Source organism: Sphingobium sp. Z007, assembly GCF_900013425.1.
Lineage (GTDB): Bacteria > Pseudomonadota > Alphaproteobacteria > Sphingomonadales > Sphingomonadaceae > Sphingobium.
In genome coordinates this window covers 2,300,345-2,317,364 of record NZ_FBXK01000005.1, presented here as the reverse complement: position 1 = coordinate 2,317,364, position 17,020 = coordinate 2,300,345, and the positions used below count along the sequence as shown (strand labels likewise).

At 63.2% G+C, this 17,020-nt stretch carries 11 protein-coding genes and 2 tRNA genes; 9 read left to right on the top strand and 4 right to left on the bottom strand.

The window, feature by feature from the left end:
- The first annotated feature begins 34 nt into the window (after positions 1-34).
- The gene (locus CEQ44_RS19205; protein WP_088184809.1) at positions 35-352 is read left to right on the top strand and encodes a 2Fe-2S iron-sulfur cluster-binding protein; all 318 of its coding nucleotides are present in this window, start codon (positions 35-37) and stop codon (positions 350-352) included.
- Positions 353-484: 132 nt separating this feature from the next.
- On the opposite strand, the gene rlmB is transcribed toward CEQ44_RS19205, so the two are convergent.
- On the bottom strand, positions 485-1,225 hold the full coding sequence (gene rlmB, locus CEQ44_RS19200) for a 23S rRNA (guanosine(2251)-2'-O)-methyltransferase RlmB (RefSeq protein WP_088184810.1): 741 nt from the start codon (positions 1,223-1,225) through the stop codon (positions 485-487).
- Between the two features lie 105 nt (positions 1,226-1,330).
- Between rlmB and CEQ44_RS19195 the strand changes: the two genes are divergently transcribed.
- The 6 genes from CEQ44_RS19195 (at position 1,331) to CEQ44_RS19170 (ending at position 8,204) form a co-directional block, all read left to right on the top strand.
- Positions 1,331-1,417: transfer RNA gene (locus tag CEQ44_RS19195), tRNA-Tyr, on the top strand.
- A 52-nt stretch (positions 1,418-1,469) separates the two neighbouring features.
- A tRNA-Lys gene (locus CEQ44_RS19190) sits at positions 1,470-1,545 on the top strand.
- A 139-nt stretch (positions 1,546-1,684) separates the two neighbouring features.
- On the top strand, positions 1,685-3,955 hold the full coding sequence (gene bglX / locus CEQ44_RS19185) for a beta-glucosidase BglX (RefSeq protein WP_088184811.1): 2,271 nt from the start codon (positions 1,685-1,687) through the stop codon (positions 3,953-3,955).
- A 107-nt stretch (positions 3,956-4,062) separates the two neighbouring features.
- Complete coding sequence (locus CEQ44_RS19180; RefSeq protein ID WP_088184812.1) at positions 4,063-5,397, top strand: AAA family ATPase; 1,335 nt, start codon at positions 4,063-4,065, stop codon at positions 5,395-5,397.
- Entirely contained in the window at positions 5,394-6,050 is a 657-nt protein-coding gene (locus CEQ44_RS19175) for a DUF4276 family protein (RefSeq protein ID WP_088184813.1), read from the top strand. The genes CEQ44_RS19180 and CEQ44_RS19175 overlap by 4 nt, the downstream gene beginning before the upstream one ends.
- Positions 6,051-6,338: 288 nt before the next feature.
- Positions 6,339-8,204, top strand: a complete 1,866-nt coding sequence (locus CEQ44_RS19170) for an ABC-F family ATP-binding cassette domain-containing protein (RefSeq protein WP_088184814.1) — start codon at positions 6,339-6,341, stop codon at positions 8,202-8,204.
- Here the strand turns inward: CEQ44_RS19170 and CEQ44_RS19165 are convergent.
- Together CEQ44_RS19165 and cysS are read right to left on the bottom strand one after the other, a co-directional pair.
- Entirely contained in the window at positions 8,201-11,095 is a 2,895-nt protein-coding gene (locus CEQ44_RS19165; protein ID WP_254913649.1) for a CHAT domain-containing tetratricopeptide repeat protein, read from the bottom strand. The two genes, CEQ44_RS19170 and CEQ44_RS19165, sit on opposite strands and share 4 nt — an antisense overlap.
- A gap of 85 nt (positions 11,096-11,180) precedes the next feature.
- Complete coding sequence (gene cysS / locus CEQ44_RS19160) at positions 11,181-12,695, bottom strand: cysteine--tRNA ligase (RefSeq protein WP_088184815.1); 1,515 nt, start codon at positions 12,693-12,695, stop codon at positions 11,181-11,183.
- Positions 12,696-13,111: 416 nt separating this feature from the next.
- On the opposite strand from cysS, the gene CEQ44_RS19155 reads away from it, so the two are divergent.
- Both CEQ44_RS19155 and CEQ44_RS19150 read left to right on the top strand, forming a co-directional pair.
- The gene (locus CEQ44_RS19155; RefSeq protein WP_088184816.1) at positions 13,112-13,822 is read left to right on the top strand and encodes a Bax inhibitor-1/YccA family protein; all 711 of its coding nucleotides are present in this window, start codon (positions 13,112-13,114) and stop codon (positions 13,820-13,822) included.
- Between the two features lie 4 nt (positions 13,823-13,826).
- The gene (locus CEQ44_RS19150) at positions 13,827-14,126 is read left to right on the top strand and encodes a zf-TFIIB domain-containing protein (RefSeq protein WP_088184817.1); all 300 of its coding nucleotides are present in this window, start codon (positions 13,827-13,829) and stop codon (positions 14,124-14,126) included.
- 35 nt (positions 14,127-14,161) lie between these two features.
- On the opposite strand, the gene polA is transcribed toward CEQ44_RS19150, so the two are convergent.
- Entirely contained in the window at positions 14,162-16,951 is a 2,790-nt protein-coding gene (gene polA, locus CEQ44_RS19145; RefSeq protein ID WP_088184818.1) for a DNA polymerase I, read from the bottom strand.
- Positions 16,952-17,020 lie beyond the last annotated feature (69 nt).

The window sequence follows — 17,020 nt, the reverse complement described above, 5'->3', positions numbered from 1 at the left end:
AGAGCGGCGAAGAAAATTCGAGGGGATTGGATAGATGCCTAAACTGATCGTGGTCAACCGTGCGGGTGAAGAACAGGCTGTCGATGGCGACAATGGCCTGTCGGTGATGGAAATCATCCGCGACAACGGCTTTGACGAATTGCTCGCGCTGTGCGGCGGTTGCTGCTCCTGCGCCACCTGCCATGTCTATGTCGATCCGGCCTTCGCCGACGCGCTGCCGGCTATGAGCGAGGACGAAAACGACCTGCTCGACAGTTCCGACCATCGCAACGACACCAGCCGCCTGTCCTGCCAGGTGGTGCTGAACGACTCGCTCGACGGCCTGCGCGTCACCATCGCGCCGGAAGACTGAGCAGGCGCCTGTGCGCCGATGAACCTGCCGCCGTTCGCTTCTCGACATGCTCGAAGCGAACGGCTGTTGACGCCCCATTCTTCACCCGTAGCCTGGCCGCAGGTGCTTGGTTGGCGAGGGTGAAGCGGCCGGTCAGCGAACGGTTGCGGCGTACAGCGCGATGGCCGCGGCGTTCGACACGTTCAGGCTCTCCATCCGCGGACTGATCGGCAGCTTGGCGATGATGTCGCAATGGGCGATCGTATTGTGGCGCAGCCCTTCGCCCTCGGCCCCCAGCACCAGCGCCACGCGCGATTCGCCGATCGCCTCGCCCAATGTGGTGTCCGCCTCGCCGTCCAGCCCGATGCGCCAGTACCCCGCTTCGGCAATCTCTTCGAGCGCGCGGGCCAGGTTCACCACCCGCACCCAGGGCACATTTTCCAGCGCGCCCGACGCCGCCCGCGCCAGCACGCCGGATTCGGGCGGGGCATGCCGGTCCTGCGTGACGATGCACAGCGCGTCGAACGCGGCGGCGGAGCGCAGGATCGCGCCGACATTATGCGGGTCGGTCACCTGGTCCAGCACCAGGATAGGCCGCCGGTCGTCCAGCCCTTCCTCCAATATCTCCCCCAGCCAGACATCGTCCAGCGGCTCGACTTCGGCGACGATCCCCTGATGCGGCGCGTCGGACGGGACCATCCGGCCCATGTCGGCGACGTCGGCATAGACGATCGGCAGCACCGGCGGCAGGTCGAGGGCGCCCAGCGCTTCGCGCGTGCCCCATATCTTGCGCACGATGCGGTTGGGGTTGGCGAGCGCCGCTATGACGGCGTGACGACCATAGAAGCGCGGGAAGGCGCCCTTGGACTTGGTGGAGCGATTGGGCTTTTTCATGATTGCGCTCTTTTCACATCACCCCATTGACAGGCAAGTCTCCTTTCGCCATTGAGCCGCCTCCAGCGGGGCGGGAACGCAAATTTCTTTGTCGCGCAGGGCACTGGACAGGTGGCCGAGTGGTTAAAGGCAGCAGACTGTAAATCTGCCCGGGTTTCCCGTACGCTGGTTCGAATCCAGCCCTGTCCACCACTGCATCGGGCCGATGCGGTCGGTCCTTCCCGGACCGGAAACAGGCCGGTGTGGACGCATAGCTCAGTTGGTAGAGCAGCTGACTCTTAATCAGCGGGTCCTTGGTTCGAGCCCAAGTGCGTCCACCATAGCCTTCCCCCAACATTCCGCCCATCGCCTGCCAAAGCCGCCGCGCCGCAGGGTCATTGCCGCAGTGCAACAAAATTTGCGCCGCCGCGTTCGCTGGACAAGTTCCATTCATCCTTGCCCGGTTACGCCCCTCTTTGCATGACACTTGATCGCCGCGACCTCTTGATCCGCACGCTGGGCGGCGTCCTCGCACTGGGCCTTCCGCGCAGCGCCCTCGCGCAAACCGATGTCGAGCGCGTCGACGCCCTGATCGCGAAGATGACGCTGGAGGAAAAGGCCGGGCAGATGACCTGCCTGGCCGACAGCTTCCGCCCCTTCAACCCGCCCAATCCGCAGGTCGGCATCCAGGATGAAAAGCGCCTGTCGGCCGAAATCCGCCGGGGCCGCGTCGGCTGCCTCTTCAACGGCATCGGCGTCGCAGGCGGCCGCCGCGCGCAGGAGATCGCGGTCAAGGACAGCCGCCTCGGCATCCCCTTGCTCTTCGCGGGCGACGTCATCCACGGCCTCAAGACCATCTTCCCCGTGCCGCTCGCCGAAGCCTCCAGCTTCGATCCCGACCTGTGTCAGCGCACCGCCCGCGCCCAGGCCGTCGAAGCCACCGCCGCCGGCCTCCACCTCACCTTCGCGCCCATGGTCGATGTCGCCCGCGACCAGCGCTGGGGCCGCGTGGTGGAGGGGGCAGGGGAGGACGTCACCCTCACCGGCCTGCTGTCCGCCGCTCGCATCCGCGGCTATCAGGGTCGCGACCTGCGCCGCGACGACTCCCTCCTCGCCTGCCCCAAACATTTCGCCGCCTATGGCGCGGTCGCCGCGGGCCTGGAATATGGCAATGTCGACATCAGCGAGGAAACGCTGCGCGAAACCCATCTGCCCCCCTTCGGCAAGGCGTTCGCGGCCGGCGCGCTGACCACCATGGCCGCCTTCAACGAGATCAACGGCGTGCCCGCCACCGCCGACAGCGAACTGCTCACCGACATTTTGCGCGGCGAGATGCAGTTTCGCGGCTTCGTCTTTTCCGATTACACCGCCGACGAGGAACTGGTCGCCCATGGCTTTGCCGAGGATGATCGCGACGCCGCCCGCCTCGCCGTCCTCGCGGGCGTCGATATGTCGATGCAGAGCGGCCTCTACATCCGCTATCTGCCCGACCTGGTGAAGAGCGGCGCGGTGCCGATGGGCACGATCGACGTCGCCGTGCGCCGCATCCTCTATGTGAAGGCCGCCATCGGCCTGTTCGACAACCCTTACAGATCGCTTAACGAGGAAGCGGAAAAGACCCGCATCTTCACTCCCGCCCACCGCGCGCTCGCCCGCGAAGCCGCCACCCGATCGGTCGTGCTGCTCAAGAATGACGGCGTCCTGCCGATCGACCCGGCCAAGGGGCAGGCGATCGCCCTGATCGGCCCCTTCGCCGAAGACGTCGCCAATCTTTACGGCCCCTGGGCCTTTTACGGCGACCCGGACAAGGGCGTCGACATCGCCACCGGCCTGCGCGCCGCGCTCCCCGACCCGGCGAAGCTGACCGTCACGCGCGGCAGCGACATCAGCGGACCCATTGACGGCGGCATTGCGAAGGCGGTGGCGGCGGCCAGGGCGGCGGACATCGTCCTGCTCGCCATCGGCGAATCGCAGGCCATGTCGGGCGAAGCCCAATCCCGCACCGTCATCGAAATCCCCCCCGCGCAGCAGGCGCTGGCCGATGCGGTCGCGGCCAGCGGCAAGCCCGTCGTCATCCTGCTGCGCCACGGCCGCGCGCTCGCCCTGCACGACGGCGTCGCCAATGCGCAGGCGATCCTCGCCACCTGGTTCCTGGGGAGCGAGGCGGGCCACGCCATCGCCGACATCCTGCTGGGCCGGGTCGATCCGTCCGGCAAGCTACCCGTCAGCTTCCCCTGGGAAAGCGGGCAGGAGCCTTTCTATTATGACCGCAAATCCACCGGCCGCCCGGTGATCGACAACCGCACCGAATATAAGGCCCGCTACGCCACCACCGACAACAGCGCCCGTTTCCCCTTCGGCCACGGCCTGACCTATACCGACTTCGTGCTGGACCAGTTGAAGCTATCCGACACCGCGCTACGCTGGGACGCCGCAATCGAGGTCACCGCCCGCATCACCAACAAGGGCGACCGCAAGGGCAGCGAAGTCGTCCAGCTCTACACCCGCGACCGCGTCGCCAGCCGCACCCGCCCGATCCGCGAACTGAAACGCATGGCCCGCGTGACGCTGGGTCCGGGCGAAAGCAAGACCGTCCGCTTCTCCCTCTCCCGCGTCGATCTTGAGTTCGTCGGCGCCCGCAGCCAGCGCATCGCCGAACCGGGCGCGTTCGACCTGTGGGTCGGGCAATCGAGCGTGGGCGGATTGAAGGGGGAATTTACGCTTTATGCGGAGGGACCGGCGAAGGGGTAGGGTAGGGAGAGGCCTTGCTCCCGCTCGCTAATAGAAATACCACTGGCTCCATCTGGATGGGGTATCAGCATATTGTGTCTCATCGCCGCCGCTTTTAGAGTAATGTTATGATTACGCGTATTGAGATCGACGGTTTTAAAACTTTTCAAGGATTTGCGGTCGATTTGCAGCCATTTACGGCTCTTGTCGGTCCAAATGCTAGTGGTAAGTCCAATCTATTTGATGCTTTTCGGTTTATATCACTTCTAGCAAAATATGATATTAGACATGCGATGCAGGGGCTTCGGGGTGAACCAGAAGAGTTGTTCAGGAGAACTCCTAACGGTACCACGCAGAGTATGTCTTTTGCGGTTGAAGTTTTGTTGCATCGGAGCGGTACCGACGCATTTGGCATGGCTTATGACGTTCCCGCCCAAAGACTACGATATGAATTAGAGCTTGGTATATTGGTTGGCGATGATGGCATGCCGCGCAGGGTGCAAGTGGTACGAGAGCTATGCCGACCTATTTCTAAAGGCGAAGATCGAGCTAAATCTTATTTAAAAAATGCGCAGGTAAATTATACTCGTGTTAGCCACTTCATTCGCGTAAATGAGGAAAAGCAGGCTATAGAAGTTAGGCAGGATGGTCGTCAAAAGCACGGTAGGCCCCTGACGTTATCTCTAAAGGAAGCTTCTCGCACAGCATTATCGACAATTTCTACTGCTGAATTCCCACATCTCTATGCGCTTCGTGAAGCATTGGGAAACATAAGCTTTCTTGAAATAAATCCGCAGGCGGCACGGATGGATAATGATAGATTTGACGAACCAAAGCTTAAATCGGATGCGTCAAACTTAGCCGCAGTTCTAGCTCGTCTGAAAGAAGAAACTAGTACTAAAATTAGACCAGATGGTGTTTTGTCCGATATTGCTGCAGATTTATCATCTCTTATTCCTTCCGTTTCAAGGCTAGAAAGTCTTAGTAATGTTTCTCAACGGCAGCATGCATATGCCTTACAGTTTACCGACGATCTTTCGTTTAGTTCAAGAGTAATATCGGATGGAACGCTCCGCTTATTGGCACTATTAACCTTACTTAATGATCCGGAACGGCAAGGCACGTTGTGCTTCGAAGAGCCTGAAAACGGTGTTCACGAGGGTAGAATTCCTGCATTGGTGCAGTTTTTACGTCAGTCTGCGATGGTTTCGACTGATCCAGACGAGCCATCATTTCAAATTCTGATAGCGACACATTCGCCCAAAGTAATGGCTGCTTTAGACGACGTCGAAATTGTCGCAGCTGATACAGTTTCAGAAGTTGATCGCGAAACTACAAAACGAGCGGTTCGGACCCGTATGCGTACAGGTGTACAGCCTAGCGAAGACCTATACGATCCAGAACACCACCTCGTTCGATCCGAGATCGAGCATCTTCTTCAGCGATCGGTTGATGCAGCATGACCTATCTAAGTTGGGCCGCAATGCATGAAGGCACAACCGATGAGGCTTATTTTGGTATCATTATACCGATTTTATTAGAAGACTTGGTTAGATGTCGCGGTACGAGGAACGTGACCGTTCCTTTGACTGCGGCTATCAATCTTGGAAAATCCGGTAGAACAGTACAGGCTGTTGCCTCAGAAATATGTGAGGAGCATAGCGCTTTTCATATTGTATTTATACATGCTGACACTGGGGGCCGGGCACTAGAGGCAGGTATGGATCACCGTTCGGAAGCTTACCGGCAAGCCGCATTTGAACTTTGTGGATTTCCTCTCGAACGGTGTGTTGTTGTTGCGCCGAGGCATGAAACAGAAGCGTGGATGTTAGCAGATCAAGAAGCGATCGGTGAAGCTTTTGGCTATAGGGGGGATTTAGATATTCTCGGGCTTCCTAAGAATGCTCAAGAGGCAGAAAAACTAGTTGATCCTAAATTGGTTCTTAGCAGAGCTATCAAGACTATTCGAGGCCGACGATCTAAGCCAAATGTTCATCAAGTAATTTCTGCAATTGCGCAGAGGCAAAGTCTTGGTAAACTTAGATGTTCTGAATCTTTTCAACAATTTGAAATGGGTATCGTTGCTGCTCTCGTTAGTTTGGGTTGTATAGAATGAGTTATTGAGGTCAGTCCTTTCTGCCACTCCCCCCTGTCCTACACCCCACTACCCATGCCATAATCCCCCAAGCTCTTTCCCAGTGTCCGCCTGCCACGCACCGCGCCACCTCCCGCGCGACCCGCCCCCATTTCGCAAAAATTCTCCTATTGCGAAATCCACGCCGCCCGTCCGTCCCCACGCTTTTGCGTCAGCCACGACAGTGTGAACTTCGCAACGCTGCGTTGCATTGCAAAACGCCCCGACCACGCCTTTCCGACCCGCCGCACCTCTGCTACAGGCGCGCCCATGCTGAATCTCAACGCTATCACCGTGCGCCTTGGCGGCCGCGTCATTCTCGATCGCGCCGCCGCCGCCTTGCCGCCGCGCAGCCGCGTCGGCCTCATCGGCCGCAACGGCGCTGGCAAGTCCACGCTGATGAAGGTGATGATCGGCCAGCTCGACCCGGACGAGGGGTCGTGCGACATGCCCCGCGACACGCGGTTGGGTTATATCGCGCAGGAAGCCCCGTCCGGCACCGCGACCCCCTTCGACACCGTGCTCGAAGCCGACAAGGAACGCGCCGCACTGATGGCGGAAGCGGAGCATACCGAAGACCCCGATCGCCTGGGCCATATCTACGAGCGGCTGACGGCGATCGACGCCTACACCGCGCCCGCCCGCGCCGCCCGCATCCTCGTCGGCCTGGGCTTTGACGAGGAAATGCAGGGGCGTCCGCTCGATAGTTACTCCGGCGGCTGGAAGATGCGCGTGGCGCTCGCCTCTTTGCTCTTCTCCAATCCCGACCTGCTGCTGCTCGACGAGCCGTCGAACCATCTCGACCTCGAAGCGACGCTCTGGCTGGAGAATTTCCTGAAAGCCTATCGCGGCACCGTGGTCGTCATCAGCCACGAACGCGACCTGCTCAACAATGTGGTCGACTATATCCTGCATCTGGAAGGGGGGAAGGTCACCCTCTATCCCGGCGGTTACGATGCGTTCGAGCGGCAACGCGCCGAACGGCTCGCCCAGCTCGAATCCGCCCGCACCAAGCAGCAGGCGGAGCGTGAGAAGCTCCAGGAATATGTCGCCCGCAACTCCGCCCGCGCCTCCACCGCGAAGCAGGCCCAGTCCCGCGCCAAGGCGCTCGCCCGGATGCAGCCCATCGCCGCCGCGATCGAAGACCCGACGCTGCATTTCGGCTTTCCCAGCCCCGCCGAACTCAAGCCCCCGCTCATCACCATGGATATGGCCGCGGTCGGCTACACCGAAACGCCCATCCTCAAGCGCATCAACCTGCGCATCGACCCCGACGACCGGCTGGCGCTGCTCGGCCGCAACGGCAACGGCAAGACGACGCTGGCCCGCCTGATCGCCGCGCAACTGGCGCCGATGGAAGGGACGATGGCCTCCAGCCCCAAGATGAACGTCGGTTATTTCACCCAATATCAGGTGGAGGAACTGGACGTTACGGACACGCCGCTGGAACATATGACCCGCGTCATGAAGGGCGCGACGCCGGGCGCGGTGCGCGCCCAATTGGGTCGCTTCGGCTTCTCCGGCGAGCGCGCGGTGCAGAAGGTCGGCTCCATGTCGGGCGGCGAGCGCGCCCGTCTGGCCCTGGCGCTGATCACCCGCGACGCGCCGCACATGCTGATCCTGGACGAACCGACCAACCATCTGGACGTCGACAGCCGCGAGGCGCTGGTCCAGGCCCTGAACGACTATAGCGGCGCGGTCGTCATCGTCAGCCATGATCGCCACATGATCGAACTGGTCGCCGACCGCCTCGTCCTGGTCGACAACGGCACTGCCCAGCCGTTCGACGGATCGCTGGACGATTACACCGACATCATCCTGCGCAAGGCCGACGGCAACAGCAGCGGCGACGCGCCCAAGGTCGATCGCAAGGCCGACAAAAAGGCCGCCGCCGAATGGCGCGAAAAGCAGAAGGTCTTGAAGAACGCCGTCAACAAGGCCGAGCGCGAAATGACGACCCTGATCGCCGAGCGCAAGCGCATCGACGCGGTCCTGTCCGATCCCAAGGCTGCGACCGGGGCAGAGGCGAAGATGACCACCAGCCAGCTGATGGTGAAGCGCGCCGAGGTGGAAAAGAAGCTGGAGAGCGCCGAGGAAATCTGGATGGAGGCCGGCGCGGCGCTCGAAGCGGGTTAACGCCCCATCAGGATGAACGGCGCCCAGATATAGGGCTGGGCGGCGTTGGGCCGCTTCGATCCGATCAACCGGAGCATTGCCCGTTGCAACGCCACGGCGCGGGGCAGGCCACGCGCCGCGCCCTTCACCGTTTCCAGCGTGACGAAGGCGCTGGCGTCGTCCCGCACCGGCCAGTGCGATACCAGCAGCGATCCCGCCCCGGCATAGCGGAACGCCTGCGCCAGCCCCGAATAGGCCGGGGCCGCGGCATTGTCGCCCGCCACCGTGTTGCAGGCGGACAGGATCACCCAATCGGCCGCGATCCGCATCGCCGCCACTTCGGATGCCGTCAGCAGCCCATCGTCGCCAACCGCATCGGCCGCCGGCGGGGACAGCAGCAGCGCCGGCTCGGTCACGCCCTCCATCTCACCGCTCACCAGCCCGTGGGTCGCGAACAGGATCACGCCATAGCGGGACAGGTCGCGATCCCGCAGCGCCGCCTCGCTGGCGTCCCGTCCGATCAGCAAAGTGGTGCGATCCATGCCGAAGCGATGCGCCACGGCCCGCAATTCGGCCTGCGACCCGGGGAGCGGCGGCAATTGCGACAGCGCCCGCGCCCCGCCGCGCGGCGCATCGATCGTCTGAACGGCGGCAAAGGTCAGCGGCGCGCCGATGCCCAGAAACTGATCCCGCGCTGCCATCCGTTCCCGCCTGTCTTTCGTGACGGTGAAGCCCGGTTGCACCTCTATCGCGAAGCGGCGGATCAGCCAGGCTGTGCGGGGCGTCACCGCGGCAATCGGCCGCTGCGCCAACATTCCGAAGGGCAGCGAGGCGAAGGCCCCGGTCGGCACAATGCGCAATGTGCGCGCCTGGCCCAGAGCGGCGAGGATAGCGGGGGTGAAGATCTGGCTATATAGCGTGTGGGCGCTGTCCTGGTCGAAGCCGGCCGGGGTCAGCGACGACCGCAGCCGCCCCACCAACGCCACCAGCGCAGCGCGATCCATCGGCGCCCGCTCGATCCGCGTGCCGTCGGGCCCGATGGCCAGCAGATAGACGCCATCGAAGGCCGGCATCACCGCCAGCAACGCCTCATCCGCACTGAGGCCAGCGCGCAGCGCGCCAAGATCGGGCCGCTCGCCCCCATGCGCTTCCACCCAGCGCGGATAGTCGCGGGCGATGGCGGCGCGCTCGGCATCGACCGTCGCCGCCACCTTAGCGCGTTCGGTCCGCGCCGCCGCGACCCCGCTGTCGGTCGCCAATGCCTTGAGCAGGCGGCTGTCTGCGGCCTGAAGCGTCTTGGTGCGGTCCTGCAAGCTGCGCACCCGCGCGGCCAGCGCCGGATCGGCGACCAGCCGCTGGGCGACCAGCCGGTTGGCCTGGGCGATGCGCGACCCGGCCAGGATCGCCATCGCGTCCAGCGCCAATGCGGCGTCCTGTGTCTGCCCCGCAACCGCCAGGATCGCGTCCAGCGCGGCCCGTTGCGCCTCGGTCAGTTCGGCATCATCATGGACACTGGCATCGTCGCGCAACAGGCCGACAAGCTGGCGCGCCGTCCCTCCGAGCGCCGCCCTGTCCGGTCCGGTCCAGGCCGACAGCATCGCCGCCTGCGCCAGGGGAATGGCGGGCGCATTATCGAGCTGGCGCGTTTCTGCCGCAAAGGCGGCGGCGGCAGCGCGCGCCTCTTCGTCCTGCCCCGCGGCGATCAACGCCGGTATCAGATAGGGATAGACGCGCTGGCCGATGTCCCGGTCCTCGTCCGATCCGGCGCGCACCCGCGCCAAGGCGGCGTTGAACCGCTCGACGCCTTGGTCGCGGCGGCCCTCCGCCAGCGCCGCCGATGCGGCGAAGGCGAGGGCGCGGGCCGATTGCGGACTATTGTCGCCCTCGATGGCGCGAAAGCCGCGTTCCGCCTCCATGAACAGCAATTCGGCGTCGGCATAGCGTTCCAGCGGGAGCAGCACGGTGCCGAGATTTTGCAGGCCGAACTGGAAATAAAGGCTGCCTGTCCCCACCGTGTCGCGCTTGATGGCGATGGCCCGCTGGAGATAATCGAGACTCTCATTGCGTCGGCCGGTGCGCGACAGCAGCAGGCCTAGTGCTTCGAGTGCGCGGGCATAGCTGGGATGTTTGCGATCGACATGATCGGTGGCGATGTCGACCGCCATGCGCGCATATTTTTCCGCTTCGCCATCGCGATCCGCGCGCTGCAGCATCTGGGCATAGCTGTAGTAAGAGCCGATCGTGTCGGGGCTGTTTGGCCCGGCCGCCGTGATCCGGGCATCCATGCTGGCCTTTTGCGCGTCCACCGCCTCGTCGTTGCGACCCAGCCGGGTCAGCGCCTGGGCGTGGGAAAAGGCTATGTTCGATCGCAGCATATGCGTCGATGGGTCCAGCTTGTCGGCGGGCGTGCGGGCGATATAGCCGTCCATATAGCCGCTGGCCTGCGCCAATATATCCGCTGCGCCGGTCACGTCGCCCAGCGCCGCCTGCACATAGCCCTTGATCGACAGGCCCTGCATCCAGGCCACGGGATAGGCGTCGGCGAAGGGCGCGAGCAGCGACAGGCCTTCATTGACGCGGGCCAGCGCGTCGGGATTCTTGCCGTCGATCTGGTCCATGGAGGACAGGTTGATTAAGGCGACCCCGGCGAGCGGATGCGGCCTGCCCGCCACCTTCATTTTCAGCGCGGCGGCATGCAGGCGAGCCCAGGCGTCGCGGGTCTTTTGCGACATGGACAGGGCATAATCGTCGCTGTCGAACAGGGCGACGGCCTGGCGTTCGAGCGCATAGAGCCGGGCATGGCGCGGGTCGCCGGGGGAGAAAGCCGCCGCGGTTTGTGCAGTCGCCGCCGCCGCATGGATCGGCAGGGCCAGCGCCATACACATGGCCGCATAGCGCGTGGAAAGCCGCATGACACTACCCCCGCTCTTCGATCGACCCGCCTGTCTCTTGGGTCGGCAACGGGCGGGCGTCAAGGCCGATGCGGCTGCGTAACCATCAGCCTAGCGTCAGCCGCCAATCCCAGCGCAGCGGATCGCCGTCCATCACCTCGACCCCGCGAGCGATCAGGGCGTCGCGAATCTCGTCTGACAAGGCGAAATCCTTTTCCGCCCTTGCGGCGGTGCGGCGTTCCAGTTCGGCCTCGATCTCCTCCGGCGTGATCTGGGCATCCTTGGGCTGCACCCGCAGGTCTGCGCGGGATAGCGTCAGCAGGTTGAGGCCCAGCGCCTGGTCGAAGGCGCCGATCAGGCAGAGCTTTTCGTCCACCGGCACCTTCTTCATGGCCGTCGCCTCTTCTAACAGGGGCAGGGCGCGCGGCGTCATAAGGTCGTCGGCGATCGCCGCATCGAACTGTTCGAGCAGCGGCACCAGCTTGGGATGCAGGTTGGCACGCAGATAGTCGAGACGCGGCGATTGCCAGGTCACGCCCTCGGCGCGCGCCTTCAACCCCTCGACACCCATGACCAGCCGCTTGAGCCGGGTCAGCGCGGCGGCCAGATTGTCGGCGCTGAATTCCAGTTCGCTGCGATAATGCGCGCCCAGGCACAGCAGGCGGTAGGCGAGCGGATGCACACCCGCATCGACGAGGCTGAACAGGGTGGTGAAGCCGCCCTTCGATTTGCTCATCTTCCCCTGCCGGTCGACGAGAAAGTTATTGTGCATCCACCAGCGCGCGCCGGTGAAGCCCGCCGCCGCCGCGCCGGGATCGCCGCAGCAGCTATGGAACGCCTGGTTCTGGGCGATTTCGTTGGGATGATGGATTTCGCGATGGTCGATGCCGCCGGTATGGATGTCGAACGGATGGCCAAGCTGCGCTTGCGACATGACCGAACATTCCAGATGCCATCCCGGCGCGCCCTTGCCCCATGGGCTGTCCCATTCCATCTGGCGCTTCTCGCCCGGCGGCGACTTGCGCCAGATGGCGAAGTCCGACGGATTGCGCTTGCCCGCGACCGGATCAATACGTCCGTGGGCGGCATCGTCCCGCCCGCCGGCCAGCGCGCCATAATCGGGCACGCTGCTGCTGTCGAAATAAAGGCCGCTGTCCAGTTCGTAGCAATGATCCGGCGCAATTCTTTCCGCAAATGCGATCATCTGGGGCACATAGTCGGTCGCGACCGTCCATTCGCTGGGCGACAGGATATTGAGGTCGGCGATATTCTGCTTGAACGCGTCCGTATAATGGGCGGCGATATCCCAGATGCTCTTGGCCGACGCGCGCGCGGCTGCCTCCATCTTGTCGTCGCCCGCATCGGCGTCGCTGGTCAGGTGCCCGACATCGGTGATGTTGATGATGTGGGTGACGGCCAGCCCCTTCCACAACAGCGTCCGGCGCAGCGTGTCGGTGAAGACATAGGCCCGCAGATTGCCGATATGGGCGTAATTATAGACGGTCGGACCGCAGCTATAGACGCGCGCATGATGATCCTCGATCGGCACGAATGGCTCGATCGTGCGAGTCAGGCTGTTGAACAGGCGCAGCGGCGCGGGGATATGCTGGTCGTCGGACATGGGGATATGCCATGTCGCGAAGCGGGACGGGGGTCAATCCTTCCCGATCTACCGGGAATAGAGAGTTATTTAGTTAGCTAAGTAACGAAAATGCGAAAGGCGATACAGGTGTCTGACTCGCCGTCGCTTTTGGAAGACCGTTTTGTCCGCGACGGCGTCACCCGGTCCGATTGTAATAAAATGTTGCAGGCGGGCCGATCCCTTGCAGCACCGCGTTACCCACCCGATATTTCTGATGCGGGCCGGGCCCCTCTGGCGACATGGATTTTCCCCCTGATCCTGTCGCGATGTCGGACCGCATCGGGTGCGCCCGGTGCAGGTTTTGCGGCGATTTGCCCCCTCTTGTCGTCGCAGGAGACCGCACCGGGCCACTCGAACCAAGTTTTTGGCCATTTTTAATGGAGCGAGTGTGTCCCATGAATAATCCCGTTCGCATGCCGGGCTATGGCGCCAGCCGGTCGGTCGATACCGATGCCGGGCTGCGTGCGCATATGCTGGGCGTTTTTCGTAATATGGGCCTCGGGCTGGTCATCACCGGGCTTGTGGCTGCTTTGATCGGCAATACGCCGGCGCTGGCCGCCGCCATTTATGGCACGCCCTTGAAGTGGGTGGCGATCTTCGCGCCGCTGGCCTTCGTCTTCTTCTTCAGCTTCCGAATCGAAAAAATGTCGACCGCGACGGCCCGCATGACCTTCTGGGCGTTCGCCGCGGTGATGGGCGTGTCGCTGGGCAGCGTGTTCTTGGTCTTCACCGGCGGCAGCATCGCACAGGCCTTCTTCTCGGCCGCGGTCATGTTCCTCGCCATGTCGCTGTGGGGCTATACCACCCAGCGTGACCTGACAAAGATGGGCAGCTTCCTGATGATGGGCCTGATCGGCATCATCGTCGCCAGCCTGATCAATGTCTTCCTGGGGTCTTCGGCGATGCAGATGGTCATCTCGATCATCGGCGTGGTGGTCTTCACCGGCCTGACCGCCTGGGATGTGCAGCGCATCAAGTCGGATTATTTTGTCTATGCGGGCCACGAGGTCGCGCAGAAGATGCAGGTTATGGGCGCGCTGTCGCTGTACCTGAACTTCGTCAACCTGTTCCAGATGCTGCTCAGCCTGACCGGCGAGCGGGAGTAAGCGGATGCGGGATCAGGCTGCCGTATCGGCCATGCTCTGCCCGGTCTGTCATGTCGGATTGGCGATGACGGACCGGCAGGGGGTGGAAATCGATTATTGCCCGCAATGCCGGGGCGTCTGGCTGGACCGGGGCGAGCTGGATAAGATCATCGAACGGTCAGGGCAGGGTGGTGGTGCGCCACCACCGCCGCAGCCGGCACCCTTCGGACAGGCAAGCTACCGCCCGGATCGCGATTATCGGGATGACGGGCGGGGCTATCCCAAGAAGCGCAAGAAAAGTTTTCTGGAAGAGCTGTTCGATTGAAAAAGGCTGGCCCAACCGGGCCAGCCTTTTGTTTATCAATGCGCCGCGCCCCAACTCGCGCCCGTGCCGATCTCCACGCCCAACGGGACGCTGAGCGTCACGATCGGTTCGGCGGCGCTTTCCATCACCCGGCGGATCACCGCGCTCGCGGCTTCGACGTCGCCTTCTGGCAGTTCAAACACCAGTTCGTCATGGACCTGAAGCAGCATCCGAACGCGGTTTAGCCCCGCCTGCTCCAGTGCTGGCCCCATGCGCGCCATCGCCCGTTTGATGATGTCAGCGCTGGTGCCCTGGATCGGGGCGTTGATCGCGGCGCGTTCGGCGCCCTGCCGTTCATGCTGGATCGGTGCGGCGATGCGCGGGAACCAGGTCTTGCGGCCGAACAACGTCTCGGTGAAGCCGTTGGCGCGCGCCTTTTCCAGCGTTTCGTTGATATAGACGCTGATGCCGGGGAAGCGCTCATAATAGCGGCTAATCATGTCCTGCGCTTCGTCCGCGCTGATCTCTAGTCGACCTGCCAGGCCCCAGCGCGAAATGCCGTAGAGGATGGCGAAGTTGATCGTCTTGGCGCGGCCGCGCGTCTCGCGATTGACCTCCCCGAACAATTGTTGCGCCGTGGCGGCGTGAATGTCCTCGCCCGCCGCGAAAGCGTCGCGCAGCGCAGGCACATCGGCCATATGGGCGGCCAGGCGCAATTCGATCTGGCTATAGTCTGCCGCGAGGATGACATTGCCCGGTTCCGCGACGAAGGCGTGGCGGATCTGGCGACCGATTTCGGTGCGGATCGGGATATTCTGAAGGTTCGGATCGGTCGAGGACAGCCTTCCAGTCTGCGCGCCGGTGAGGCTGTAGCTGGTGTGGACGCGGCCCGTGTCGGGGTTGACCTGCTGTTGCAGGGCGTCGGTATAGGTGGATTTGAGCTTGGACAGCTGCCGCCATTCCAGCACCAGCCCGCTGATCTTCGAGCCTTCGGCCTTCAATTTTTCCAGCACGGTGACGTCGGTGGAATAGGTGCCGCTCTTGCCCTTCTTGCCGCCCTTCAGCCCCATTTCGTCGAACAGGACGACGCCCAGCTGCTGGGGCGAGCCGATGGTGAAGGGGTGGCCGGCCAGGTCGAAGATTTCCGCCTCCAGTCCCGCCATCGATTGGGAGAAGGTGCCGGACAGGCGCGATAGCTGCTCGCGATCGACCTTGATCCCATGGCGCTCCATGGCTGCGACTACGGGGATCAGCGGCCGGTCGACCAACTGATAGACGCGGGTAACGCGCTCGGCCGCCAGGCGCTGCGACAGCTTGTGCCACAGCCGCCAGGTGACTTCTGCGTCTTCCGCGGCATAGGCGGTCGCCCGGTCGAGGGGCACATGGGCGAAGCTGATCGCTTTCTTGCCGGTGCCGGTGACCTCCTTGAAGCTGATGCAGGTGTGCGCCAGGTGGACGCTGGCGGCTTCATCCATGCCATGGCCGCCCAGCGACTTGCCAGCGTCGAGGTCGAAGCTCATCACCATCGAATCGTCGATCGGCGTCACCTCCAGCCCAACACGAGCCAGGACGTTGAGGTCATATTTGATATTATGGCCGACCTTTAGCACCGCATCGTCGGCGAGGAGCGGACGCAGCAGGCGGATCGCGGTGTCGAGCGGGATTTGCGGCGGCACTTCGCCAAACATGTCGTCGGCGGAACGGTGGGCGAGCGGGATGTAGCAGGCCCGGCCCGGCCCGGTGGACAGGCTGATGCCGACCAGGCCCGATTCCATGCTGTCCAGACTGTCGGTTTCGGTGTCGACCGCGACGACGCCCAGCGCATAGGCATTTGCGATCCAGGCTTCGAGTTGCTCTGTGGTGGTAACGGTTTCGTAAAGGGCACAATCGATCGGGGGGTGTTCCACAGCGGCCGGTGCGGCGGGCGGGGTGAGCGCGGAGGTAGCGGCCGCGGCGCTGGCCACCGCGACGGCGGCGGCGGGCGCGCCGAGGCGACCCAGCAGCGTCTTGAAACCATGATGCGACAGGAATTCCTGTAACGGCTCCTTGGGGATGCCCTTGAGCGTCAGATCGTCCAGCGGTTCGGGCAGGTCCATCGTATCGTGCAGCGCCACCAGCCGTCGCGAAAGCCGCGCCATGTCGGCATGGGCGATGAGGTTTTCCTGCATCTTGGATTTCTTCATGGCGGGCGCGGCGGCCAGTACGGATTCCAGGTCGCCATATTCGGTTATCAGTTTCGAAGCGGTCTTGGGGCCGATGCCCGGCACGCCCGGCACATTGTCCACGCTGTCGCCCATCAGCGCCAGTACGTCGCCTAGCTGTTCGGGCTGCACGCCGAATTTGCCGACCACATAGTCGGCCCCGCGCCGCTCATTCTTCATTGTGTCGTACATATCGACGCCAGGCTGGATCAGTTGCATCAGATCCTTGTCGGAGCTGACGATGGTGACATGCCAGCCCGCCGCGACCGCCGCCCTAGTGTAGGTGGCGATGATGTCGTCCGCCTCGAACCCGGCTTCCTCGATACATGGGAGGGAGAAGGCGCGGGTGGCGTCGCGGATCATGGGGAATTGGGGGACCAGATCCTCCGGCGCAGGCGGGCGGTGCGCCTTATACTGGTCGTACATATCGTTGCGGAAGGTGTGCGATCCCTTGTCCAGGATCACCGCCATATGCGTCGGCCCCTCCGCCTTGCCCAGCTCCTCGGCCAGTTTCCACAGCATGGTGGTATAGCCATAGACGGCGCCGACGGGCTGGCCATGCTGGTTGGTGAGCGGGGGAAGCTGGTGATAGGCGCGGAAGATATAGCCGCTGCCATCGACGAGATAGAGGTGATTCTGGGTCATGGGGAGGGGGATAGCGGGTTACGCGCCGCCTCTCCAGTGGGCAGCGGTCATGGGACTGTCCGCGACGGC